This window comes from Fructilactobacillus sp. X8R4C1 (assembly GCF_059900905.1).
In genome coordinates this window covers 64,826-83,358 of the sequence record NZ_JBWXVJ010000002.1, presented here as the reverse complement: position 1 = coordinate 83,358, position 18,533 = coordinate 64,826, and the positions used below count along the sequence as shown (strand labels likewise).

Below are 18,533 nucleotides of genomic sequence, written 5' to 3'. Positions count from 1 at the left end.
ACTAATTCAACAATCATAATATTAACATCTTTAGCACTATATATCCAGTCTCATTTACAGAACGTTAAGTAATTTTACTTAACAGTATTTTATGGCTTATTCTGAACATCATCCCAGTATGCTTGATAAATTTGTTTAGCAAGATTCAAGTTATTACTTTCAGCGTCAACCGGGAGATTAGGAATGGCTAATGCGACCACTACCTGTGGATCCTTTGATGGTGCATAAGAGGCCAAACTCAGAGTAACAGTTGGTTTACCATTGTAAAATGTTTGGGCAGTACCCGTCTTAGCAGATACTTCGGGAGATAGGCTTGACAAATCTCCACCGGTTTTATATTTATTGGTACCATGAACTACTTGATACAATCCCTGTGTAACAACGTTTCGTTCTTGTTGTGTCATTGGAATTTCATTTAACACCGTTGGCATCGTCGTATTCTGAACAGCTCCAAGTTGTCCGTTCTTGGTATTGGTTGATCTTACATTTTGAACCACATGTGGCTTCAAACGATATCCGCCATTAGCAATAGTGGACATGTATTGGGCTAATTGAATCGTAGTGTACGAATCATAGTTACCAAATGATTCATCCAAAGATTTCCCAATATTAGCAAACGTTGATGGTCCTTGAATGCCAGCAGTTTCACCCGGTAGATCAATCCCAGTCTTAACACCTAAACCAAATTGATTGAAGTAGTTTCGTTCGATGTTAAAAATGTTGGGACTCATGTTAAGTGATCCTCCTGCTTTATACCTGAAGCCCCCTTCTTTCATAGCAAGTTGCATCATGTAAGAGTTAGAGGAAACCTCTAGAGCACCCTGGGCGTTAACCGGCATGTTGGCCTCACCATTTTTGTTAAACCAAGAACTCTTCTTAGCTCCACCAATATCAATTGGCATATCTTCCATTGTACTGTTATTCGGTGTAATAACCTTATCCATTAGGGCACCTGAAACCATTGCACCCTTAACAACCGATCCCATTACAATGGCACTGTTGATGGTTCCTAACTCGTTTGGTGTCACTTTACCAGTCTTAGGATCACGGTTAACACCAGCCATTCCAATTACAGCACCGGTCTTTGGGTTCATAACAACGGCATAAGCCCCCGTGGAATCACCAACGCCCCCAGACTCTGCACCCTTAACTAAATCTTGGAGTTTATTTTGAAACTTAGAGTTAATGGACAACTGAAGATTCTGGCCCCGTTGGCCTGGATACTTCTTAACTTCTTTAACAATCTTGTTATCCCCTCCAACTTTAACCTCGGTCTGGGACTTAGAGCCACGTAAAATTGGTTCATATTGTTGTTCCAAATTACTTTGTCCAACTGAATCATTTCTTGAATACCCTTCAGCTAAAAGTTCATTAACCCGATCAGAAGGTAATCCAGTTTTACTGGATGAAACATTTCCAACAACACTTTGAATCTCATTTCCAGATGGATAATCACGAGACCAACTTGTTCCAACCTGAACTCCAGGCATTTCAGAAGCATGTTCACCAACTTCAGCAATTTCTTTGTTACTTACACCATCAGTTTTAATGTTGGTAGTTGATAATTGATAAGCCCCACTCATTTCCGTAAAAATAGCAGCTGCGTTCTTCATTTGAGGGGTAACCTTTACAATTTTCCCATTCTGGATCATATCTAAAGCTTTATTGTAGGCTGCTTGTGGCGCTAACTTTGTTCCATTAGGAACTTCCTTAGTAGCGTTTGTAAGGTTAGTCTTATCGGCCAAGTAGTATTCACCAATCTGCTTTTTAGTAAGCCCTTTAGTTGGGAGGGTGATGTAACTCCCAAGTTTATTGGCATCATTATAAATCTCCTGGGGCATTACGCTTAATCCTTTAGTATAGGTGATGGCCCGATGAGTTTTGTTACCAACTAAAACTTTCCCGGTTGAGTCATAGATCATCCCACGCGGAACATTACCATACTTAACTGAATTATCGCTCTGATTAACATCAGATTTATAAACTGATCCTTGAAAAATCTGCATGTATGCTAGTCGAAATACTAAAACTGCAAACAATATTCCAACAATTGCGAAGATAAAATTCAGTCGAAATGGAATTTTGGAATTACCGTTTCGCCGGCTTGAATCCCGACTCCTTCTTCTAAATAACCGATCAAAAAAGTTTCTCACGATGCTAACGCTCCTTAACTAATTAATAACTCGAATTCATCACTTATGGCGCTTTTCTTAATTTATATATGATACTCTATTTATTAGAAAAACGACAAACCTAATCTTATTATAATTCATTGCTTTATAAATTAATGAGGTAATTAAATGCTTAACCAAAAAATAAAAAAGAGCCTATCTAAAAACTTCGCATTAATCCTAAGCTTTTTAATACCACTAGTTATTATGGCATTATACGCAGCATATCGCAATATGGCACCTTTCGGAAATAATACGATTTTAACGGTTGATTTAGGACAACAGTACGTTGATTTTTTTGCATATTTTAGAAGAGCCATCTTGCACCATCCTTCATCAATTCTTTATTCGTTTTCTAACGGACTAGGGAATGAAATGATCGGGACTTGGGCTTACTATCTAATGAGTCCATTAAACCTTATCTTACTCTTTTTTAATAATGCATCCCTCCCATCAGGGATTCTCATCCTATTACTTTTAAAGATTGGCTTATCTGGTTTGACCTTTACCATTCTAGTTCGCAAACTTCATCTTACTAATTCTTCACTCATACTGTCATCATTTGCAACTGCATATGCATTAAATGGTTGGATGATTGCAAATAACCTAAATATCATTTGGCTCGATGCCATGATTTTACTTCCTTTAATTTTGCTTGGTTTAGTTAAACTCTTAAAAAACAACCAAAAACTACTTTTCATTACATCATATACCGCTATGTTGATCATTAACTATTATATGGCATACATGATTACGATTTTTATCGTAGCACTAACTATCTACTATTTAGCCATCAATGTTTCAAATATCAAAGATATGTTTGTTGGATTTTTGCGACTAGTCGCAAATGGATTAATTTCGGTGGGATTAGCTGCTTTCATTCTTCTGCCAACCATTTATTCACTGATTAACTCCAAGGGCCAGGGATTTTCTGATAAATTGAACTTTAAATTTGAATATCCAATGCTTGACTTAGTAACTAAATTTGCTCCTGGGACCTTTAATTTTGACCAAATGCCCAAGGGCTTACCAAACCTTTTTATTTCAGAAACGATTTTGGTACTATTTTTGTTCTTTTTTGTTAATAAAACCTTCTCCAAAAAAACTCGAATTTTCACTTTGGTAATGACCATCTTTTTACTGTTGTCAACGTGTTTTCAGCCACTCGACTTATTTTGGCATGCATTTCAGTTTCCAATCTGGTACCCCTACCGTTTTTCGTTTGTAATATGTTTTTGGTTCATCATGGTCGCGCTAGTTAGCTTATCTCACATTCAGGCAATTAGTTTTAAGCAAATTGGAACGTGGCTCATAATTTTATTGCTTGCACTAATGGTCGCTTATACCACCATTAGAATGCCTCAATATAACTATCTTAAATGGTTCACAATTGTGATTGAGGGACTTATGATTTTAGCCGCCATCATCGTTTTATTAACCCACTTCCGGAATGAAAAATGGTTTAATTTGGGTGTTTTTTCACTAATTGTCTTTGGCATTACCATTAATCTTATTCTCTCTTTAAACAACATCTCATACTTAAGTAACTCTGAATACCGTGGTTACGTAAATAAATTAGATCATGTCACAACTTACCTGAAACATCATTCTTTAGATGGCCCATATCGAATCAGCAAGGACTTTTCCCGAACTAAAAACGACCCCTTTAACTTTAATTTTTATGGTGCTTCCTTATTTTCATCCGTCATGAATCCTAAAATGTCTGATCTAGTTGGAAAAATTGGTCAGCCAAATGGCGATGGCGTAATCGAATATTCCAGTGGAACCATGGTTTCAGATGCACTGCTCTCAATGAAATACCATCTGGCTCGTCCCTACACAGCTCCAGTTGACGTTCCAGGTATTAGAGAATTCCCAGAACGATATGACCAAAACTCATACAAAAACATGGGATCATCTGAGGGATTTTCAGTATACGAAAATCAGTATGCGTTACCAATGATGTTTAGAGCCAGTGACCAATCAATCCACAAAAATGCTGCCAGTCCAGATCCCATTCAATACCAAACACAGCTATGGTCAAATCTAACGGGAGACAACCAAGTCCAAAGTCACCTCTTTTCGAGCATTAACTTCAATCACGTTAGATATAACAACGTAACCAAACACAATCAACTTACTGGCACCATCTTCAACAAAGTCAACGTCTTACAGCCGGCCTCTCTTGATCTCACGTTTAAGCCAAAAACTAATGACTCTTACTATTTGACGATGGGAACAGCGTTAAATAACGGTAACTGTGATTTGTCAGTTGATGGTAACCAACTGTCACTTAGTCCTGAATCTAATTCGATTAAGGTCATTAACATTGCCAATAACGCAAAAAACAAAAAGATTAAAGTAAAAATCAGCTTGAAAAAGTCATCACTTTGGTTAGAAAACTTTACTTTATACCAGCTAAATAATTCTTTATTTAAGCAAACCGATCGAAAACTTCGATCGGGAACCAAAAAAATATCCAGCCCAAACGCACGAACGGTAAAGGCTGATATAAAGACAAACGGTTCTAATTCAGTAATTGCTTCAAGTATCCCGTACTCGAAAGGCTGGAGTGCCCAAATAAACGGAAAGAAACATTCAATCACGAAATGGGATCATTACTTCATTGCACTTAAAACTGGAAAAGGAATGAAGCACATTCAGCTTTCATATTGGCCACCATTCTTAAATATGGGAATAATCATTAGTGCTTTGACACTTCTCACCTTAATTTTAAGAAGTTGGTTTAAAAAAAGATATAATAAATAGGGCAATCGTCACTTGAGACGATTGCCCTATTTTAAATTAAAATTATTATTTAACTGATAATATCTTGACATGCATTACGCCAGCAGGAATATCAATATCAACGTTTTCCCCTACTTTATGGCCAAGCAAAGCCTGTGCAATTGGAGAATCATTCGAGATTTTTCCACTCATCGGGTCAGCTTCAGCAGCTCCGACAATTGTAAATGTCTCTGGCTCTTCATCAGGTAGTTCCTTAAACTGAATTTCTTTTCCAACGGTCACTTCATCTTCGTCGGTCTCTTCTTTATCAACCACTTGAGCATATTGTAACATGTGCTCTACCGTAGCAATTCTGCTCTCTAACATACTTTGTTCGTTTTTGGCAGATTCGTATTCAGAGTTTTCAGATAGATCACCGTAACTTCTAGCAACTTTGATTCGATCAACAATCTTTGGTCTTTGATTGACCTTTAAATCTTTTAATTCAGTTTCGAGCTTTTCTTTCCCCTCTTCAGTCATCGGGTACATTTCATCTTCAGCCATTCTTACACCTCACTATTTTATTCAAAATTAAAATACCATTTAAATTAAAGTTTGGCAACTTAATTATATTGTCGTATCAATTGCATTACTAATCGGATCGTCACCAACGTCATTTAAAATTGACTGAATTTTAGTAACTAGTAAGTCAATTGCTACTTGATTTTTGCCACCCTCAGGAATAATTATATCAGCATATCGTTTCGTGGGTTCAACAAATTGGAGATGCATGGGGCGAACGGTTGCTAAATATTGTTGAATTACCGAATCAAGCGTTCTACCACGTTCTTTGGTATCCCGCTCAATCCGCCTAATGACGCGAATATCAGCATCAGTATCTACATAAACTTTAATATCCATTAGGTCCCGGAGCCTTTTATCATCAAGGATTAAAATCCCCTCAACAATAATTACATCACGTGGTTCTTGAGTAACAGTTTCACCACTCCGGGTGAATTTGGAATAATCATAAACCGGTTTCTCAATTGATTCATAGTTTAACAGCTGCTTCAATTGCTTAACCATTAAATCAGTGTCAAAAGCAAGCGGATGATCGTAGTTAACCTGTCTTCTTTCGTCCATCGTCATATTGGATTGATCCTTATAGTAAGAATCTTGCTGCAAGATTGCAATTGAATGTCCCAGCAAACGATTCAAGATTGACCTACTTACCGTTGTTTTACCACTACTAGAGCCTCCGGTAACTCCAATAATTACGGGTCTTTTTTTGCTTTTCACTATTTTAATCCTCCACTATCGATCCATATGAGTTTTAATGTTATTTTGCTGTTCTTTTAAGGTTTTAGCGTAATAAATCTTTTTAGTTTTCGGATCGGCCAAGAAATATAAATATCCTTTAGACATATCAGTTGGATATAGCACAGCTTGGACTGAGCTTACCGAAGGGTTATCAAATGGTCCAGGACCAAACCCTTTATTAACATAAAGATTATATTTGGAATTAACCATTAAATCACGTTTTGAAAGTGTCTTTGAGTTTTTATGAAGTGCATACAAAACAGCCACATCCGATTGAAGTGGCATCTTTTTATCAATGCGATTTCTTAACACACCAGCCATCTTATTACGATCATTTTGACTTACACCTTCACGTTCAATCAAAGATGCTAACGTTAAAGTTTGCTGAACCGTCAGCTTTTGCTCTTTCATTCTTTGATAATATGGACCATACATTTGATTGCTTTTAGCGAGCATTAAACTGACCATCATCTTTAACGACGAATGTTTAGGGACGGGATATGTCGCTGGATAAAGGTATCCTTCAAAAAGATAACGGGTCCCCTTGGCATCTTTAGCGGACCCCAGTAATTCTGGATAATCCTTGGTCATTTCATCAAAGAAATTACGATTCTTCATCAGGGAAATAAATTCTGCCCTAGAAAAATCGGTATTTTTAGCCACAATATCCGCAATTTGGTCGATGTTAGCTCCTTCTGGAACGGTAACTTTACTATCAGTGCTTTGAATGGGTTCGAAACTTCCACCCTTTTGTAAACTCTTGGCAATCGTATCTAGGGACATTGACGGCTTTAATTGATAATATCCTGACTTAAAACTAGTGATGTTGTGTGATTTTACATAGTAATTAAATACCATCCCACTTTTAACTACTTCTGACTTCTGTAAGATTGCCCCAATCTTTTTGGTGGAAGCGCCTCTTGGAATGTTAACTTGAGTCACTTCATTATCATGAGGATCCAGTGGTTGAAGTGAAGTTTTAAAATAGTGATGTCCAAATAACGCAATTGCAATTACTAAAATTACAATAATTGCAATCACAGAATAAATAATTTTCTTCCCAAATGAACTAGTTTTAATTTTGGAAATAAAACCACCTAAATGCCTTTTTCTCTCACTCATTATGAATCCACCCTTATCTAATCTCAGCGCTTAATTCAGTGGTCAAACGTTTTTGAATTTTATCGACCGCTTTATCAACAGTCTCGTCTTTCAAAGTGGCGTTAGGATCTTCAAAAATCAATGAATAGGCAATTGATTTTTTGCCTTCAGGCACATTTTGCCCCTGATATACGTCAAATACGGTAGCATTCTGTAAGTAGGCGCCACCTCTCCTAATAATTACATTATATATGTCCTCATTAGTAATGGTACGATCCACTAACATAGCAATATCACGATGAATAGCAGGGTACTGACCAACCTTTTGGTATTGTTGTCCAGACTTAGGAGCCACATTTAAATAATCAAGGTCAAGTTCAAAAACATAGGTTTCTTTAATCTTAAATTGTTTAGCGACTTCTGGATGAACTTCTCCCACAAAACCGATGATGTGATCATCTAGTTTAACAAGCGCTGTTCTACCTGGATGCATTTCGAGAATTTTATCAGTCGCAACATAAGTAACGTCACCCTTTAAGGAAAGACTTTCTAAGTATTTTTCAAGAATTCCTTTAATTTGATAAAAATCAACTGACTTAGCTTTCTGGTCCCAGCTTGGAGCAACTAACGATCCAGAAATGGCACCAGCAATATGTTCCACTTCGTCTGGTCTTATCTGATCAGGAGTTTGCTTATAAAAAACACGACCTTGCTCATAAAGTGGCACATTAAGCACGTTTCGAGCCTGGTTATATGACACATCATCCAATAATCCTGAAATTAAATTCATGCGTAAAACGGCATGATCTTCTGTCATTGGCCACTGCAAATTAGTCTCATGACTACCATTTACCATAAACATCTTTGCTTTGGTTTTTGTAGTTAACGAGTATGACATAGCATGCGTTAATCCAAGTCCCTCAAGTGTTTCTCTAGATTTTCGAATCATTAATTGCTTTGGTGTTAGTCCACCTTCAGTCGTTCGAGTGATTGGTAATGTTGACGGAATATTGTCATATCCATAGATTCTGGCAACCTCTTCAATTAAGTCAGCATCAATTTGAATGTCCCAACATCTAGTAGGAACCGTGACCGTCAGATCGTCTCCAGATGCCTCAACTGAGAAACCTAGACGTTTAAAGATTGAAATGATTTCCTCGTTACTAAGATTAGTCCCAAGAACGTGATTAATGTGAGAAGTTGAAATTGAAATCACTCGTGGCTTAACCTCAACATCACTCCCACTAACAACCCCTTGTTGAGATTGACCAAGAGCTAAATCTTGGGTCATTCCCGAAGCATACTCAAGTGCTTGTTCAACGTTTCCGTGGTCAATTCCCCGTTCAAAGCGTTGTGAGGCATCCGTGTGTAAGAGCTGTTTTTGTGCCATCTTCCTGGTTTTAACCGGATCAAAAACTCCTGCCTCCAATAAAATATTCTTAGTGCCAGACGTAACTTCCGAATTTTTTCCACCCATTAGTCCTGCTAAAGCAATTGGCTGGTCAGCCGCAACAACAACATCCGTGTCGGTTAATTTACGGTCATTGCCATCTAGAGTCGTAATTGACTCACCATCTTTAGCATTTCTAACCTCAACCTTATTAGTTTTTAATTTGTCAAGATCATAGGCATGCATTGGCTGTCCAACCTTAGTCATAACAAAATTAGTAATATCAACGACATTATTGATTGGTTTAATGCCCGAATTCCATAATTTAATTTGAAGCCAAAGTGGACTAGGCTTCACGTTTACGCCCTTAACAACTTTAAGCTTATAAATTGGCGCTAAATTAGTATCAGCCTTTGCTGAAACAAATTTCTCGCTGTCGTGCGTTCCAGTTGGAGCACTAGCATGTTCGATGAAGTCAACCGACTCATTAAATACCGCCCCCAAATCATAAGCAGTTCCACGAACACTTAACATGTCTCCACGATTAGGAGTGACGTCCAAATCAATTAACGATTCATTCATTCCCAAATAGTTATAAACCTCGTCACCAATTCGGGCATTATCTGGTAAGAAATAGATTCCGTCTTTCCATTCATCAGGAACCAATGACTTATCAAACCCGATCTCATCTAAGGCACAGAGCATACCATTTGATTCAACCCCACGCATCTTGGACTTTTTAATTTTAACGTTATCGGCAATTCGCGCTCCAGATAAAGCAACAATAACCTTTTTGCCTACCTGAACGTTTGGCGCACCACAAACAATCTGAATCGGTTCCTGTTCGCCGACATCGACCTGCGTAATGTGAAGGTGATCTGCATCGGGGTGATCCTTAATGGACAAGATTTTTCCAACCACGATTTTCTTTAGTCCATCACTCCGCTTAAAAACGGAGTCAACTTCAACTGACGTTTTTTCAATTTTATTAGCTAGTTCTTTTGGAGAAAGCTTAATTTGAACGTAGTCTTTCAACCATTCATAAGATATCAGCAAATTTATTTCCTCCCTTAATCAAATTGTGACAAGAAACGTAGATCATTAAGATAAAAGTCTCGAATATCGTCTACTCCGTATTTCAGCATGGCAAATCGGTCGGGACCCACCCCAAAGGCAAATCCACCATATACACTACTGTCTACTCCAGCCATTTTTAAAACATTAGGATGAACCATTCCTGCCCCAAGGACCTCAATCCAACCTGTATTTTTACATACATCGCAACCCTTTCCATTACAATTAAAACAGGTAATGTCTGCTTCAACTGATGGCTCGGTAAACGGAAAGTAACTTGGTCTGAGACGGACTTTAAATTTATCCCCAAACAATTTGTGTGTCATTACCTCAAGAGTTCCCTTTAAATCGGCCATCGTAATGTGCTTATCAATCACAATTCCCTCTACCTGATGAAATTGGTGAGAATGAGTTGGATCATCAGTATCACGTCTATAAACTACGCCCGGGGAAACCATCTTTAAGGGGCCTTTAGAAAAATCATGTTTTTGAAGTGCTCGTGCCTGCATCGGTGAGGTATGAGTTCTCATTAAAATATCCTTGGTAATATAAAAAGTATCCTGCATGTCTCTTGCGGGATGGTTCTTCGGCAGATTCATCATTTCAAAATTATAAACTTCCTCTTCTACTTCAGGACCCGAAAGAACCTGGTAGCCCATTCCAATAAAAATATCATCAATTTCATCAATAATTTGTTGGATAACATGAGGATGCCCCTTTGGAACCGAGTCACCTGGCAGGGTGACATCAATCTTTTCATCCTTTAACTTTTGGTTTAGAGCGGCTTGATCTAATTCCAATCTTTTGGAATCAATCTTTTTTGAAAGTTCGTCTCTAACTTTATTCGCCAAGCTACCAATCTTTGGTCTTTCTTCGACTGGAAGTGATGATATTCCATGAAGGGCTTTTGTAATTGAGCCCTTTTTTCCTAAAAGTTTCACCTTTAAATCATTTAAAGCTTTACTATCACTAGTAGCCTCAATATCCTGCAACCCACTGGATTTAATTTGTTCTAAATCTTCTTTTAAAGCCATACTAACCTCCAATTCCATAAAAAAAGCTCCATCCCAAAAAAGGGACGAAGCATCGCGTTACCACCCAAATTCACACCAAAGTGCGCACTTATAATGATGAATAACGACATCGACCGAACATTTTAATATTCAATGCTAACATCAAAAAGCGAATTCAACCGTAACGTCCAATTTCAGCTAACATGAACTCTCTGTGTTCGTCGGTCTACTACTTCTTTTATCATTGTATTTAAATAAATATTAAAGCAATTTTTATCACTGGTCAAGCATGATCAGGATCACACCACTTGTCAGACCATCCATGAACCGCCTTCATAATCGGACGAAGTTCTTCACCCTTAGAAGTTAACTGATAATAAACCACTCCAGAGTTCTTATCAGCTTGTCTTTTTACGATTCCCACTTTAGCCAACTCTTTTAAGCGTTCGGTCAATACACGATCACTACATTCCTCAACTTTATTGGCTAATTCGCGAAATCGAAGTGGTCCGGCTAATAAAAATGATTCAATGATTAAACCGTTCCATTTTTTCCCTAGAATTTGAAACGCCACTTGAAATTTAGGACACAAATGAATGATTTCTTTATCAGTTAAATCCATTCTCATATCCTCCTAACTTATCTTTTTAATAATCCTTTAACTTTTTTCTTCATCGGTGAGAAAAATTCATCAACTGCCGAATAATCATCAACAAGTGAAACAATCACACTTTCCATGTACTTGGGTCTTGCAAGGGTTAACCCCCACATATGTTTTAGAATAATATCTTGTTCCTTCGGAGTGATATCAGTGATCTTTTTGGCGTTTCTTAGGGCAACACGTGGATGAATATATGCATGTGAACCTAAATCAAACTTAGTGGTTCGCCAATCATAATAGAATAGATCATGCAATAATCCGCCACGGGCAGCCGCTCGATAATCTAAATTCATCTTTTTAGCAATTTTATAACTCTCATAAGACACTGCAATTGAATGCTTCAATCTAGTCGAATGGTGATGTTGGGTGTAATCACCTAATTTTTGAATTTGCGGACTTTCTAACAAATCAGAAATGATTGAAACATATTCAGGGTCATCTTTCCACGATTCTGTTTCCATAGTAATTACTCCAATCCGTCTCTAGGTTAATTCTACCCAATTAGATAAGTTCCATTCAATAATAAGGACTCACTTTAAGAAACAATTTAATTTTTGATTCGAAACATGATAACAGCAGCTGCAATTGCCACATTTAAAGATTCAGCCTTCCCCTCAATGGGAATATACAAATTATCATCAGTTAATTTTAGTAAGCCAGGGCTCATTCCATTCCCCTCATTACCCATAATTAAAGCGAAATCATTTTTAGAAGGGACATCTCGATAGTTAATGGCACTGGAATTAAGCTCTGTCCCATATACCTTAATTTTTAGCTTCTTAAACATCTCAACGGCATGTTCTAGATTCATTTTAATAATCGGAAGATGAAACTGACTTCCCTGCATGGCACGTAAAACCTTCCCGTTATATTCACTAGAAGTTCCGTCACCAAAGATCACTCCAGAAAAACCTGCGGCATCCGCTGTCCTTACCATCGTTCCGATATTACCGGGATCTTGAACGTTATCAAGCAGAAGCCAAGCTCCGCTAACTTTAGCAACATCAATCTTTGGTTCTTCAATCTTACACACGGCAAAAATTCCTTGAGTTGTCGAAGTATCACTTAATTCAGTAGAAACTTCATCTGATATAACAATGATATTTTCACCAGAAAGGTCATCTCCATGAGCCAAATATTGATCTTCGGTTGCTAAGATGGTTACCAACTGATCTGCTTTAAGATAATTCATTGCCTCGGATACCAGATGCCAACTTTCAATTAAATATTCCCCACTCTTTTTTCTTCCTTTACTGGTATGTAACTTTTTAATATCTTTAATGGTTTGGTTTTGTTTAGAATTAATTCTTTCCATTTATATTCCCCTTAAAATGAATTAGAATTGATATTGTTATTATTATAATATCACAGTTACGGTAAACGCTTTTAAGGAGAATCATTTTGTCAAACAATCAGTCAGTCAAAATAATCGTTTCAGGACTTGTCCAAGGCGTTGGATTTCGATATAGTACTAAAAAAATCGCAGATCAATATTTGATTACTGGAAGTGTCCAAAACATGCCCAACGGAACCGTTTTAATCATCGCAAATGGGACTAAATCGGAGTTAGACGATTTTATTCATTCGATTAAAACTGCACCCAATGGTTTTGCTAAGATCCAAAACATTAAAACACAGTCAATTAAACTTCCAAAAGTTCCAAATTCATTTTCAATTAAAATCTAACTTGAAATTGCTGAAATATTCTTATTAGGTTAGTATGTAACATGTTACTTAAAAGTTAGGAGTTAACTAAATGAAAAAAATTAAGAAACTAGGTTTATTCGGTTTTATTGCCATGGTTGGCATTTTTTTAACTGGATGTGTAAGAACCGATTCAAAGGGACGTCCCTTTGGATTCGTTTATCATTATTTAGCCGTTCCCGGGCAACACGTTATGGATTGGCTAGCACAATACGTTGGTGGCTATGGATGGGCTTTAATTGCAATTACCGTAATTGTTAGAACCTTGCTTTTACCAATGATGATTAGTCAGATGAAAAAATCTACTATTCAACAGGAAAAAATGAATTTGGTTAAACCACAAATGACCAAGATTCAACAACTCCTAAAAAAAGCAACGACCAAAGAACAGCAGGTTGCCTTAAATCAGCAGATGATGCAACTCTATAAAGACAACGGAATCAGTATGACAGGTGGAATTGGATGCTTGCCATTATTGATCCAGTTGCCAGTGTTTGCTGCTCTGTATGCAGCTATTCGTTACTCACCTGAAGTTTCTCATACCGTCTTTATGGGCATTAAACTAGGCCAATCCAGCATCTTATTAGCCGTCTTGTCGTTTCTGGCTTATGCACTTCAGGGATACCTTTCAACCGTTGGGATCCCTAAAGAACAGAAAAAGCAAATGGCGATTATGATGTTAATTAGTCCGATCATGATTCTATTTGTTACTCTTTCATCCCCAGCTGGATTAGGAATTTACTTCTTTATTGGCGGATTATTTGCCTGCGTTCAGACCTTTATCATCAATTTGTCCCGTCCACGAATTAGAAAACAAATTAATGAAAAAGCCCAAAAGAATCCTCCCAAAGTTGTCATTCCAAAGGAATTAGAAGAAGAGATTGAGACAGGGGCCGAACCAAGTTCAACAACCAGCTCCAAAAATACAGTTTCTAAATCTGGAGAATCCGAAACTGAGATTGAACACGAAAACAACCGAAAACGTAATGCGGGAAAACAACAGCATCATAATCATAACGAGTAAATAAAACCGACAATTAAATTGTCGGTTTTTTAGTACAAAAAAAGAACTTCAAAAACCCATGGTGTTTTTGAAGTTCTTTATTTTAAATTAACCCTTTTTGGCAACTACTTCTTTACCGTCATAGTAACCACAGTTAGGACATACAAAATGTGACTTACGTAGTTCGCCACAGTTAGGACATGGGCTCATGCCAGGAACTGATAAACTGTCATGCGAACGACGCATGTTTCTTCTTGCTTTAGAAGTTTTTCTCTTTGGTACAGCCATTATTCACAACCTCCTCTTAATTTGATTTCCACTAGTGAATTTTTAAGTCTTGTCATCGTCTGAAGGTTTGAAATCCTTTAATTTTGCAAGACGTGGATCAACATTTTTATCTTCTTCCACCTGTCGATTAAAATCATCTTCAGAAATAACTTCCCAGTCATTTCCTTCAGGCATTGCTTTGCCTTTTTGCTCTTCTGGTGAAAGAACTTGCATCGGAATGTTGACAATTATGTTATCAGCAACTGCTTTATCAAAATCAATCATCAAGTCATCACCAACAACTAACACTACTTTTTCATTATCATATCGATTTAGCGCAGTTTCAGTTAACACATAAATCTCACTAATGTTAAAATCCATGGGTAACTTAACTGGGGTTAACGATCGTGAAGAAGGAACTGTTACACTACCCTTGACGTGAGCATCTATAATCACATCTCCCTTGTCAGGAGTAGCAGATACATCAACGTCAAAGGAAGTGGCATCAAGAATACTTTTCGGATATCGATTCATTAAATCGTCTTTTAAATCCACTGTCTCATGGGTTGTAAACGGCTCTTTCTTATATCCTAGTAGTTTTTCAAATGACCACTTCATAATTTAACCTCCAATGCAACACGACTAATTATACATACCATAAAATTCATTGTCAAGGTCCTATCCTTGATAGCACGGTCTTCTATATAACAATGGGATAAGTAAATTTATCTTGCATTCGACCATTGATCATTCCATAAAGAATTCCAGAACGGCATTCTAGTTCCAACGTATTATTAAATTCTTCTTTTCCAATTCGATCAACGATCGGATATGGGATTGCTTTTTTAACTTGATTCAGATAACTTTTCCCGGTATCGTTCATTCCCAAAACTCGGACAACTGGATTATAACTAATCATTTGTGTTTTCTTTATTTTAAATAAAGTATAGACCAGCAGTCTTTGAATCCTAGTATAGGTATACCGTTTTGTCTTAACATCTTTAATAAATGCTTGATAGGTTGTGTCTTTGACCGCCATTTGCTTTAGACGATTCTCTAACCCCTCAGTCATCTGATAAATTTGATTTAAATCAGCTATCGAACTCTGAGTCAATTCATAACGTAAAAAAGGCCAAAAATCTGACCAGAAAACTGGTTTTTCGTTGTCTAGAACGACAGAAGAATTGGGAATAAACTTTTGGTAACGATGATCATGTGATTTAATTGAAGCGCGAATAGCTTTGCCACTCGCAATTTTTCCACTCAACTCTCCACTATTATGCTCACTACTGTACCGTTTAACCGGAACTAGCTTTAAAGGGGAACCCAACTTCTGATTGGCCTTTGCATACCAATACGCAAGTGTATCATTTGGCTTAATTAAATCAATTCCACTCTGTTCTTTAATTGTTCGTTGAAATAATTTTGGATAGGAAAAATTATAATTATGAAAATTATCAGACGGATGAACGTCAATAGATGCCAACTTCGTAAAATTCCAGTCACTGTGCTCACTACCAAACGATAAGTATGAACAGCCCAAAGCTTCTACAAGTTTCATCGACCGCTCTGCAAAAATACTGGCAGGTTGAACCGCATCCGATATTGGAAGTTCAATTACTAAATCAACTCCGTTATCTAAAGCCATCTGAGTGCGGATCCATTTATCATAGATAGCTGGCTCGCCTCTCTGAGTCCAATTACCACTCATAAATATTACCGTTACATCCGCTTCAGTTCGTCTTTTAGCTTCCTGTAATTGATAAAGATGACCATTATGGAAAGGATCATATTCGGTTATTATTCCAACAGCTTTCATTTGGATTATTCCTCACTACATACAAAGAACCAACGGGTAGTATCATCTTTAACCTTATCTTTTCCAAAGTTACTCGTCACCTTAACGTTATTAAATCCGACTTCATTCAGTGCCTGAGTGTATTTTACCAAGGGATAGGTTCGTTCTTTATGGGTTTCATTATATTCATCAAAACCGTTAATATTCCGATTGTAATCAAAAAAAGATAGATCATGTTCCACTGAATGAGGAAAATCACCAACAAAGGTATTCCACATAAAAGCATGGTCACCATCGTTGGTGTTAAACATATAGCCTGGATAAACAACATCGGTCTGATAAGGGGTGATCACATCAAATAAGAATTTACCATTCTTAACAAGATGTCCTTTAACCTGAGCAAACATTGTTTTAACTTGCTCAATATTTTCTAAATAACAAATCGAATCGTCAAAACACGTAATGGCACCATAATTGGGTACACCATCCAGGTCTAGCATATTGGCATTAATTAACGCCACGTCAAACACATGGCTTTCATTTAAATGATCATTTGCGATGGCCAGCATATCATCCGATAAATCAGCTCCAGATACGACATAACCTGCTTTTTTTAAAGTAACCAAAAGACGACCAGTCCCACAGGCTAAATCTAAAATATGCTTTTCTTTAGGGACGTTATCAGCTACAAACTCATACCACTTTCGATATAGATGATTGTCAAATAATTTATCATAAAATGACGCAAACTCAGAATAAATCATATCAGTCTTCACTGACCCAATCAGTTATATCAAGATCAGGAGCATCAGACCAAAGCTTCTCTAAGTTGTAAAAGGACCGTTGTTCACTCTTAAAGACGTGAATAATAATATCACCGAGGTCAATTAATACCCAAGATCCTGTATTTAGCCCTTCGACCCGTAAAACTTCAACGTGCTCCTCACTCAATCGATCAATAATATCATTTGCGATTGCCTTCACCTGACGAACACTAGGAGCATCCATAATGACAAAATAACGACCGACCAACGACAATTCTTCAATGTCTAAAACCACAATATCGTGGGCGCGTTTACTATCAGCAGTTTCAACAATATTTTGTAAAATCTTATTATTATCCATATAATCCCCTACTTTTTACCAGCAACAATTACATTAAAAGCTGTAATCGCACCGGGATAAATTGCCTTTCCGTTGCTTGCCAAATATGAAATGGTACTTTTAGTTTGATATTTAACACCATCCCATAAATTTTGATTGGTAATCTTACGAGCTTTTTCAACCCCATCAAAATCACGGGCCGGCTCAATGTAGTCAGCCATATAAGTAATCTGTGCAACTTTGTCCATGTCAGGCGATGCGATCGTATGATATTTAATCGCGTTTAGAATTCGACTATCATGAATCCCAAGTTCTGATTCTACAATCAGATAACCCACGTAGCCATGCCAAATAGCATTTCCATAATTAAGTAGTTCTGGATTCAAATGATGGGACTTAATAATGTCAATAAATTCCGAATCCGGCCGTTGTTTGGCATAATCATGAACCAGACCACTAAGTCCAGCTAAAGTTTCGTCCACATTAAACTCTCGTGCTAAGGTAATGGCGGTCTCTTCAACTCGCAAGCAATGTTGAAATCTTTTCTCTTTTAACGTCGCTTTTAGTTTGGCAACAATTTGATCACGATCATACTTAGAATATTTTTGATAATTAATTTTCTCTTTATCCATATAAATCATGCTCCTTAATGTACCGTAACACCACATCTGGCAACAAATATCTGACACTTTCACCCTTTTCGAGATGTGATCTAATTAAAGACGATGAAATAGCTATCTCAGGTGAGTCAACAAAACTTACTGGGTACTTAGAAGACCCAGAATTACCCGGACGATTAACGCCAACAAATTTAACCATTTTAATAAGATCATCAATTCGATACCATTTTGGCAGATATTCGACCATATCGCCACCAATGATAAAGTAATAATCAACATCGGGATGAATTTTAGTTAATTGCTTAATCGTATCATAGCTATAACTTTTCCCCTTGCGATTTACTTCAATCATTTCAATTTTAAAATTAGCGTTATCCCTAATGGCTAAATTAATCATGTTAACCCGATCAGAAGCATCAATTGCGGACTTATAATCAACATGTGGTGGCAAATAGTCGGGCATAAATAGAACTAAATCTAGGTTTAATTGGGTTAAAGCTTGTTCAGCCATAATTAAATGACCATAGTGAATGGGGTTAAAAGTTCCACCTAAAATTCCAACCTTTTTGCGCATCAATCA

General features: G+C 37.1%; 19 protein-coding genes. 3 read left to right on the top strand and 16 right to left on the bottom strand.

The genetic code is table 11. The annotated features are described in order from the left end of the window. Positions 1-89: 89 nt before the first annotated feature. Positions 90-2,153 carry a peptidoglycan D,D-transpeptidase FtsI family protein gene (locus AC6UDA_RS03365; protein ID WP_500710931.1) on the bottom strand — a complete coding sequence of 688 codons (2,064 nt, stop codon included), beginning with the start codon at positions 2,151-2,153 and terminating at the stop codon, positions 90-92. Between the two features lie 147 nt (positions 2,154-2,300). Here AC6UDA_RS03365 and AC6UDA_RS03360 point away from each other — a divergent pair, with 147 nt between their 5' ends. Continuing rightward, positions 2,301-4,940, top strand: a complete 2,640-nt coding sequence (locus AC6UDA_RS03360) for a YfhO family protein (RefSeq protein WP_500710929.1) — start codon at positions 2,301-2,303, stop codon at positions 4,938-4,940. A 45-nt stretch (positions 4,941-4,985) separates the two neighbouring features. Here the strand turns inward: AC6UDA_RS03360 and greA are convergent, their stop codons facing one another. The 8 genes from greA to AC6UDA_RS03320 form a co-directional block, all read right to left on the bottom strand. After that, positions 4,986-5,462 carry a transcription elongation factor GreA gene (gene greA, locus AC6UDA_RS03355; protein WP_500693680.1) on the bottom strand — a complete coding sequence of 159 codons (477 nt, stop codon included), beginning with the start codon at positions 5,460-5,462 and terminating at the stop codon, positions 4,986-4,988. 63 nt (positions 5,463-5,525) lie between these two features. After that, on the bottom strand, positions 5,526-6,200 hold the full coding sequence (gene udk / locus AC6UDA_RS03350; RefSeq protein ID WP_500693960.1) for a uridine kinase: 675 nt from the start codon (positions 6,198-6,200) through the stop codon (positions 5,526-5,528). A 12-nt stretch (positions 6,201-6,212) separates the two neighbouring features. Continuing rightward, on the bottom strand, positions 6,213-7,340 hold the full coding sequence (gene mltG, locus AC6UDA_RS03345) for an endolytic transglycosylase MltG (protein ID WP_500693679.1): 1,128 nt from the start codon (positions 7,338-7,340) through the stop codon (positions 6,213-6,215). Positions 7,341-7,353: 13 nt separating this feature from the next. Then, positions 7,354-9,765 (bottom strand): phenylalanine--tRNA ligase subunit beta, encoded by a 2,412-nt coding sequence (gene pheT / locus AC6UDA_RS03340; RefSeq protein WP_500710926.1) that lies wholly within the window; start codon positions 9,763-9,765, stop codon positions 7,354-7,356. A 14-nt stretch (positions 9,766-9,779) separates the two neighbouring features. Next, positions 9,780-10,817 (bottom strand): phenylalanine--tRNA ligase subunit alpha, encoded by a 1,038-nt coding sequence (gene pheS, locus AC6UDA_RS03335; protein WP_500695707.1) that lies wholly within the window; start codon positions 10,815-10,817, stop codon positions 9,780-9,782. A 262-nt stretch (positions 10,818-11,079) separates the two neighbouring features. Further along, positions 11,080-11,418 (bottom strand): winged helix-turn-helix transcriptional regulator, encoded by a 339-nt coding sequence (locus AC6UDA_RS03330; RefSeq protein ID WP_500693676.1) that lies wholly within the window; start codon positions 11,416-11,418, stop codon positions 11,080-11,082. Between the two features lie 17 nt (positions 11,419-11,435). Continuing rightward, the gene (locus tag AC6UDA_RS03325) at positions 11,436-11,918 is read right to left on the bottom strand and encodes an HDIG domain-containing metalloprotein (protein ID WP_500693675.1); all 483 of its coding nucleotides are present in this window, start codon (positions 11,916-11,918) and stop codon (positions 11,436-11,438) included. Positions 11,919-12,004: 86 nt separating this feature from the next. Beyond that, positions 12,005-12,772, bottom strand: coding sequence for a TrmH family RNA methyltransferase (locus AC6UDA_RS03320; protein ID WP_500710923.1), 768 nt, complete (start codon positions 12,770-12,772; stop codon positions 12,005-12,007). An 86-nt stretch (positions 12,773-12,858) separates the two neighbouring features. On the opposite strand from AC6UDA_RS03320, the gene AC6UDA_RS03315 reads away from it, so the two are divergent. Together AC6UDA_RS03315 and yidC are read left to right on the top strand one after the other, a co-directional pair. Beyond that, positions 12,859-13,143 (top strand): acylphosphatase, encoded by a 285-nt coding sequence (locus tag AC6UDA_RS03315; RefSeq protein WP_500710921.1) that lies wholly within the window; start codon positions 12,859-12,861, stop codon positions 13,141-13,143. A gap of 70 nt (positions 13,144-13,213) precedes the next feature. After that, positions 13,214-14,185, top strand: coding sequence for a membrane protein insertase YidC (gene yidC, locus AC6UDA_RS03310; protein ID WP_500695709.1), 972 nt, complete (start codon positions 13,214-13,216; stop codon positions 14,183-14,185). A gap of 87 nt (positions 14,186-14,272) precedes the next feature. On the opposite strand, the gene rpmF is transcribed toward yidC, so the two are convergent. The 7 genes from rpmF to AC6UDA_RS03275 form a co-directional block, all read right to left on the bottom strand. Further along, complete coding sequence (gene rpmF / locus AC6UDA_RS03305; RefSeq protein ID WP_010021570.1) at positions 14,273-14,452, bottom strand: 50S ribosomal protein L32; 180 nt, start codon at positions 14,450-14,452, stop codon at positions 14,273-14,275. A gap of 42 nt (positions 14,453-14,494) precedes the next feature. Next, on the bottom strand, positions 14,495-15,049 hold the full coding sequence (locus AC6UDA_RS03300; protein WP_500710919.1) for a DUF177 domain-containing protein: 555 nt from the start codon (positions 15,047-15,049) through the stop codon (positions 14,495-14,497). Between the two features lie 82 nt (positions 15,050-15,131). After that, the gene (locus AC6UDA_RS03295; protein WP_500696744.1) at positions 15,132-16,250 is read right to left on the bottom strand and encodes a nucleotidyltransferase; all 1,119 of its coding nucleotides are present in this window, start codon (positions 16,248-16,250) and stop codon (positions 15,132-15,134) included. 5 nt (positions 16,251-16,255) lie between these two features. Then, the gene (locus tag AC6UDA_RS03290; protein ID WP_500693959.1) at positions 16,256-16,993 is read right to left on the bottom strand and encodes a class I SAM-dependent DNA methyltransferase; all 738 of its coding nucleotides are present in this window, start codon (positions 16,991-16,993) and stop codon (positions 16,256-16,258) included. Position 16,994: 1 nt separating this feature from the next. Continuing rightward, complete coding sequence (gene rsfS, locus AC6UDA_RS03285; RefSeq protein WP_500693669.1) at positions 16,995-17,354, bottom strand: ribosome silencing factor; 360 nt, start codon at positions 17,352-17,354, stop codon at positions 16,995-16,997. Positions 17,355-17,362: 8 nt separating this feature from the next. Then, positions 17,363-17,965, bottom strand: coding sequence for a bis(5'-nucleosyl)-tetraphosphatase (symmetrical) YqeK (gene yqeK / locus AC6UDA_RS03280; protein WP_500693668.1), 603 nt, complete (start codon positions 17,963-17,965; stop codon positions 17,363-17,365). After that, positions 17,958-18,527 carry a nicotinate-nucleotide adenylyltransferase gene (locus tag AC6UDA_RS03275; RefSeq protein WP_500710917.1) on the bottom strand — a complete coding sequence of 190 codons (570 nt, stop codon included), beginning with the start codon at positions 18,525-18,527 and terminating at the stop codon, positions 17,958-17,960. The genes yqeK and AC6UDA_RS03275 overlap by 8 nt, the downstream gene beginning before the upstream one ends. Positions 18,528-18,533: the final 6 nt, after the last annotated feature.

Bases quoted from the DNA above. Each gene is read 5' to 3' on its own strand.
- yidC (WP_500695709.1), top strand. From the start codon at position 13,214: ATGAAAAAAATTAAGAAACTAGGTTTATTCGGTTTTATTGCCATGGTT.
- AC6UDA_RS03275 (WP_500710917.1), bottom strand. From the start codon at position 18,527: ATGCGCAAAAAGGTTGGAATTTTAGGTGGAACTTTTAACCCCATTCAC.
- AC6UDA_RS03295 (WP_500696744.1), bottom strand. From the start codon at position 16,250: ATGAAAGCTGTTGGAATAATAACCGAATATGATCCTTTCCATAATGGT.
- yqeK (WP_500693668.1), bottom strand. From the start codon at position 17,965: ATGGATAAAGAGAAAATTAATTATCAAAAATATTCTAAGTATGATCGT.
- mltG (WP_500693679.1), bottom strand. From the start codon at position 7,340: ATGAGTGAGAGAAAAAGGCATTTAGGTGGTTTTATTTCCAAAATTAAA.
- pheS (WP_500695707.1), bottom strand. From the start codon at position 10,817: ATGGCTTTAAAAGAAGATTTAGAACAAATTAAATCCAGTGGGTTGCAG.
- AC6UDA_RS03320 (WP_500710923.1), bottom strand. From the start codon at position 12,772: ATGGAAAGAATTAATTCTAAACAAAACCAAACCATTAAAGATATTAAA.
- rpmF (WP_010021570.1), bottom strand. From the start codon at position 14,452: ATGGCTGTACCAAAGAGAAAAACTTCTAAAGCAAGAAGAAACATGCGT.
- rsfS (WP_500693669.1), bottom strand. From the start codon at position 17,354: ATGGATAATAATAAGATTTTACAAAATATTGTTGAAACTGCTGATAGT.
- greA (WP_500693680.1), bottom strand. From the start codon at position 5,462: ATGGCTGAAGATGAAATGTACCCGATGACTGAAGAGGGGAAAGAAAAG.
- AC6UDA_RS03330 (WP_500693676.1), bottom strand. From the start codon at position 11,418: ATGGATTTAACTGATAAAGAAATCATTCATTTGTGTCCTAAATTTCAA.
- AC6UDA_RS03360 (WP_500710929.1), top strand. From the start codon at position 2,301: ATGCTTAACCAAAAAATAAAAAAGAGCCTATCTAAAAACTTCGCATTA.
- AC6UDA_RS03325 (WP_500693675.1), bottom strand. From the start codon at position 11,918: ATGGAAACAGAATCGTGGAAAGATGACCCTGAATATGTTTCAATCATT.
- AC6UDA_RS03300 (WP_500710919.1), bottom strand. From the start codon at position 15,049: ATGAAGTGGTCATTTGAAAAACTACTAGGATATAAGAAAGAGCCGTTT.
- AC6UDA_RS03290 (WP_500693959.1), bottom strand. From the start codon at position 16,993: ATGATTTATTCTGAGTTTGCGTCATTTTATGATAAATTATTTGACAAT.